The sequence below is a fragment of the Streptomyces sp. NRRL B-24085 genome (genome assembly GCF_001282115.1).
Classification (GTDB): Bacteria; Actinomycetota; Actinomycetes; order Streptomycetales; family Streptomycetaceae; genus Streptomyces.
The window spans coordinates 1-3,321 of sequence record NZ_LJBR01000426.1 but is presented as its reverse complement, the minus strand read 5'-3'; the positions used below and the strand labels follow the sequence as shown (position 1 = coordinate 3,321).

At 69.6% G+C, this 3,321-nt stretch carries 3 protein-coding genes; all 3 read right to left on the bottom strand.

The features are described 5' to 3' along the window. Positions 1 to 32: 32 nt before the first annotated feature. Entirely contained in the window at positions 33 to 863 is an 831-nt protein-coding gene (locus AOJ26_RS43655) for a hypothetical protein (RefSeq protein ID WP_053852492.1), read from the bottom strand. Positions 864 to 1,108: 245 nt separating this feature from the next. Continuing rightward, positions 1,109 to 1,417: a hypothetical protein gene (locus tag AOJ26_RS35565; RefSeq protein ID WP_007383036.1), complete on the bottom strand. Its 309-nt coding sequence runs from the start codon at positions 1,415 to 1,417 to the stop codon at positions 1,109 to 1,111. A 338-nt stretch (positions 1,418 to 1,755) separates the two neighbouring features. Next, positions 1,756 to 3,105, bottom strand: coding sequence for a S53 family peptidase (locus AOJ26_RS35560; RefSeq protein ID WP_053852491.1), 1,350 nt, complete (start codon positions 3,103 to 3,105; stop codon positions 1,756 to 1,758). Positions 3,106 to 3,321 lie beyond the last annotated feature (216 nt).

Here is a 3,321-nt window from a genome sequence, read left to right as displayed (position 1 = left end):
CCGCGGCGGTGACCTTGAGTGCGAGACGCTGGCTACCGGGCATAGGTGAAGCCTCCGTACTCCTGGACGGCGGTTGCCATTTCGTCAGCGCTGGAGGCCTTTTCGTCGGCGGGGACGGGCGCGGGGCCGTCCTTCTGGGACTGGGTCACGATCTTCCAGTCGCCGTCGGTCCACTCGAGCTGCATCGTGGTGGTGAACCAGCTGTTGGTGACGGGGTTCGTGGAGTTCTCGCCCGCCATGCCGAGCAGACCGCTGCACCAGACCTCGACGGTCACGTTGTTCTGCGAGGACGCGGTGACCTTGGTGCCGATGGGATTCGTACGGGAGACGAACGTGTACCCGGCGGGCGTGGAGCCGTCGTCGTTCAGGCCGACGGACTTGTTGAGGGCCGGGGTGTAGGCCCGGTCCAGTCTCGACTGGAACTCGGCCAGGCGCGAGGGGGCGACGACGGCCTGGAGGATGGCGTCGCGCTGGGTCTTGTCGAACATGCCGGCGGCGCCCAGTGCCACCGCGTAGTTCGCCGCCGCGCTCTGCGCTCCCTGCGCGTCGTGCGCGTACCCCGCCGGGACGACGCCCGGGGTGGAGCGCACCGGCTTGGTACCGCTGGGGGCCGTCGCCGTGACGTCCGGCTGACTGCCCGCCGTGTCCGCGGATGAAGAGGAATCGTCTCCTCCGCGGTTCGCGAAGGCGATGGCGGCGATCAGGAGGACGACGACGCCGACCACGGTGACCAGGCTCCGGGAGGACGAGCGGCCGGAGCGGCGGGCGCCGCCGTACACGTCGGGGCCGCCCGGCAGGTGGGTGCGGGTCTGGCCGGTGCCGCCGTAACCTCCGGAGCCCTCCTGGTCGTCTCCGAGACTCATGCCGCTTACGCCCCCTCGACGTGGTGCGGGAAAGTGCGGGCAAACGCGTAGGAGTACGACGGTAGCCGTGCTGGTTCCCGCGCGGGCGCGGTGTGGTGACTCGGCATCAGAGTCATCAAAGTCATCGGAGCGATCGGAGACATCGGGGGAACGCAACCTCAGCCGGTGGGCACTGCGGACGGGTGGGGTAGAGGGGTACCGGGCGCGCCCGGCCGGACCGGAGGTGCGTCGACCGGACGCGGCGGCTATACGGCCATGCCGTACACGATGGTGAAGAGTGTGCCCAGCGATCCGATGATGAAGACGCCGGTCAGGCCCGCGATGATCAGGCCCTTGCCCTGTTCCGCGCTGAAGGTGTCCCGCAGGGCGGTGGCGCCGATGCGCTGCTTGGCGGCGCCCCAGATGGCGATGCCGAGGCAGAGCAGGATGGCGACCGCCATGACGACCTGGATCATCGTCTTCGCCTCGGTCCCCAGTGCCCCGAAGGGTCCCCAGTCCGGAGCGATCCCGCCGATGATGGTGTTGATGTCTCCCTTGTCGGCCGCAAAGAGCATGTAAGTCACCGCCCCTGGTGGGTAGTTCCGTCTCCCCTGCGTGTGCGCAGAGGTCAGGCCTCATTGTCGCCGACAAATCCGCCGTCGTATGTCGACTTGGCGTCATTGATTGGCGGGTTTCGTACGAATGACTGTCTGGTCACTCTGTGTATCACGGCGGGTTACGCCGGGCAATGAGGCCGGAGCGGAACCTGCCGTGTGGTTCCGTCGTTGACCCCTCTTACGACCTGCGGCGCTTCTGGCACCGATGTTCTGCGGGTGAAGGCTAACCCGGAGGGCCACCCACATGACGAACGGGCCGCGGCAGGGGAGTCCGCGGCCCGTGTGTTGACGGAGAGTCAGCCGGTGAAGGCGGTTACTCCCTCCGGCGTACCCAGACCGGTCGGGCCGTCGTAGCCCGTCCGGGCGGTGCAGAAGTAGCTCGTGGAGCACGAGCCGTTGGTGCCGGTGGTCACGTCGTTGAGGGCGGAGGTGTGCCCGTAGGGGTACCGGGCCGGGTAATCGCTGCTGCCCGGGGTGCCCGCGAGGGCGTACACCGACGCGATGATGGGGGCGGAGGCGCTGGTGCCGCCGTAGGTGTTCCAGCCGGTGCCGTCGGCGCCGTAGGAGTCGTAGACGGAGACACCGGTGGCCGGGTCGGCGACGGCGGAGACGTCCGAAATCATGCGCCTGGTGCAGCCGGTGTCGGTCTGCCAGGCCGGCTTGGTGTCGTAGGCGGAGCAGCCGGAGCCGGTGCCCTCGGTGGAGCTGGTCCTCCAGACGCTCTCGGTCCAGCCGCGGGTGGTCGCGGAGGCGGACAGCCTGGTGCCGCCGACCGCGGTGACGTACTTGGAGGCGGCCGGGTACTCGGCGCCGTAGCCGGCGTCGCCCGCGGAGACGGTGATGGCGACGCCGGGGTGGTTGAAGTAGGTGGAGTCGTAGGAGGTGTCGGCGGAGGACTCGGAGCCGCCGTAGGAGTTGGAGACGAACCTGGCGCCCAGCTTCACGGCCTCGTTCACCGCGGTGCCGAGGTTGGCCATGCTCGACGACTTGGCCTCGACCAGCACGATGTGGGCGTTGGGGGCGATGGCGGAGACCATGTCGAGGTCGAGGGAGATCTCTCCGGCCCAGCCGCTGTCGGCCGTGGGGAGGGAGGTCGTGGAGCCGGTCTGGCTGACCTTCTTGAAGCAGCCGTTGGCGGTGGTGCAGGCGGGGAGGCCGTAGTACGACCGGTAGGTGGCCAGGTCGGCCTCGGCGTTGGGGTCGTCGTAGGCGTCGACGATGGCGACCGTCTGGCCGGAGCCGTTGTTCGCGGATGCGGCGGTCAGTCCGTAGGCGGACCGGAGGTCGCTCGGGCCGTAGCCGGTCGGGGTGGCGGAGGACGCCTCGGGGGAGACGGTCGCGGGGCTGGTGCCCTTCTTCGCGGCCTGCTCCTCCTGGAAGGCGGTGGTGCCGCCGGTGACGCGCAGGGCGTCGCAGGCGGCGTAGCCCTTCTTCGGGGTGGCGGCGCACGCGTTCTCGTACGTCACGTGTGCCTGGGCGACAGCGGCCGCGACGGCCTTGCTGCTCACCTTGTGGGGGGTGGCCGCGTCGGCGTGCGCGGCGGTGCCGAGACCGGCGAGGAGGAGGGCGGTGGTGGCGGCCGCGGCGGAGCCGGCGCGGTGCCATCTGAGGCGGGCGCGGGGGGAATCGGGGGTGGACGTACGCAACGTACAGCCTCCTGGGAGTGGTGGGCAGAGGCCTGCGGAGGGGGGACCACCGGTGAGGTTCCCGGTGGGGGCGGCGACCCGCGACGACCATCCTCTTGTTGAGTACGTGACAACAAGACGGGTGACGGAATCCTGACTTCCGCCTTACTCAAGGGTGTTGGGGGATTGCTGATCGATGGTGGGCGGATGGGCGGGCGATGGCCACGGCTTGACCGT

What these genes read in the sequence shown, in the direction of transcription:
- AOJ26_RS43655 (WP_053852492.1), bottom strand. Translation starts at nt 863, where the DNA reads ATGAGTCTCGGAGACGACCAGGAGGGCTCCGGAGGTTACGGCGGCACC.
- AOJ26_RS35565 (WP_007383036.1), bottom strand. Translation starts at nt 1,417, where the DNA reads ATGCTCTTTGCGGCCGACAAGGGAGACATCAACACCATCATCGGCGGG.